This is a genomic window from Levilactobacillus bambusae (assembly GCF_003124125.1).
Taxonomy (GTDB): Bacteria; Bacillota; Bacilli; order Lactobacillales; family Lactobacillaceae; genus Levilactobacillus; species Levilactobacillus bambusae.
Map to the genome: position 1 here is coordinate 1 of NZ_QCXQ01000016.1, position 1,169 is coordinate 1,169.

Annotated in this window: 3 protein-coding genes and 1 other RNA gene; all 4 read left to right on the forward strand. The window is 41.4% G+C overall.

Going from position 1 to position 1,169, the window contains the following annotated elements; translation table 11 throughout:
* Positions 1-187, forward strand: a 187-nt coding sequence (locus DCM90_RS09630) for a tRNA-specific adenosine deaminase (protein WP_133244341.1), incomplete at its 5' end; no start/stop codon positions are given.
* Between the two features lie 32 nt (positions 188-219).
* Positions 220-317, forward strand: an RNA gene (ffs, locus tag DCM90_RS09635) — signal recognition particle sRNA small type.
* 56 nt (positions 318-373) lie between these two features.
* Positions 374-817: a dUTP diphosphatase gene (locus DCM90_RS09640; protein WP_000701992.1), complete on the forward strand. Its 444-nt coding sequence runs from the start codon at positions 374-376 to the stop codon at positions 815-817.
* A gap of 1 nt (position 818) precedes the next feature.
* On the forward strand, positions 819-1,169 hold a 351-nt coding region (locus DCM90_RS09645; protein ID WP_165815269.1), incomplete at its 3' end, for a histidine phosphatase family protein.

Genomic DNA, 1,169 nt, shown 5'->3' on the forward strand with positions numbered 1-1,169 from the left:
TGGGCTTGCCCGCATTCCAAATGTGGTCTATGGGGCTAAAAACCAGAAATTTGGCGCTGCTGGGAGTTTGTACGATATCTTGACAGATGAGCGTCTCAATCATCGTGTGGAGGTTGAAATAGGAATTTTGGAAGATGAATGCGCAGCTATCATGCAGGATTTTTTTAGAAATAGACGGAAAAAATAATTTTGCTTTTAAAATGAATAGGAATGTGATATAATAAATAGTGGAGCAACAGTTCTGCGTGAAGCGGGTCAGGGGAGGAATCCAGCAGCCCTAAGCGATTTGAATTGTGTGCTCTTTTTTTCGTGCTTTTTCCGAATAAATAAGATAGAATAATCTAGAATAAATGATAATAGAAAAGAGAAAATTATGAAAATTCGTGGTTTTGAATTGGTTTCGAGTTTTACAGATGAAAATTTATTGCCCAAGCGTGAGACAGCGCATGCGGCTGGTTACGACTTAAAGGTTGCTGTGCGTACAGTTGTTGCGCCAGGAGAGATTGTCTTGGTTCCGACAGGGGTTAAGGCTTATATGCAGCCGACTGAGGTTCTCTACCTCTATGATCGTTCTTCAAATCCTCGTAAGAAGGGCTTGGTTTTAATTAACTCAGTTGGGGTCATTGATGGGGATTATTATGGAAATCCTGGAAATGAAGGGCATATTTTTGCGCAGATGAAGAATATCACAGACCAAGAGGTTGTTCTTGAAGTTGGGGAACGTATTGTCCAGGCTGTTTTTGCTACTTTCTTAATTGCAGATGGAGATGCAGCTGATGGCGTTCGAACTGGTGGATTTGGATCGACAGGGCACTAGAATGAAGATTATCTTTGTACGTCATGGGGAGCCAGATTACCGTGAGTTAGAGGAGCGTTCTTATATAGGATTTGGGATAGATTTGGCACCCTTGTCTGAGATGGGACGGCAGCAAGTCCAGAAATTGAGCAAAAATCCTTTACTCTCGTCAGCTGAAATAATCGTATCTTCTGCAGTCACAAGAGCTTTAGAAACGGCTTCGTATGTGGTCTGTGCTACGGGTCTTCCTTTAAGAGTAGAGCCTTTATTACATGAATGGCAGGTCTATAAAACAGGAATAGAAAACTTTGAAACAGCTAGAAGACTGTTTTTAGAAAACAAGGGGGAGTTGCTTCCTAATAGTCCTATTCAA

What these genes read in the sequence shown, in the direction of transcription:
- DCM90_RS09640 (WP_000701992.1), top strand. Translation starts at nt 374, where the DNA reads ATGAAAATTCGTGGTTTTGAATTGGTTTCGAGTTTTACAGATGAAAAT.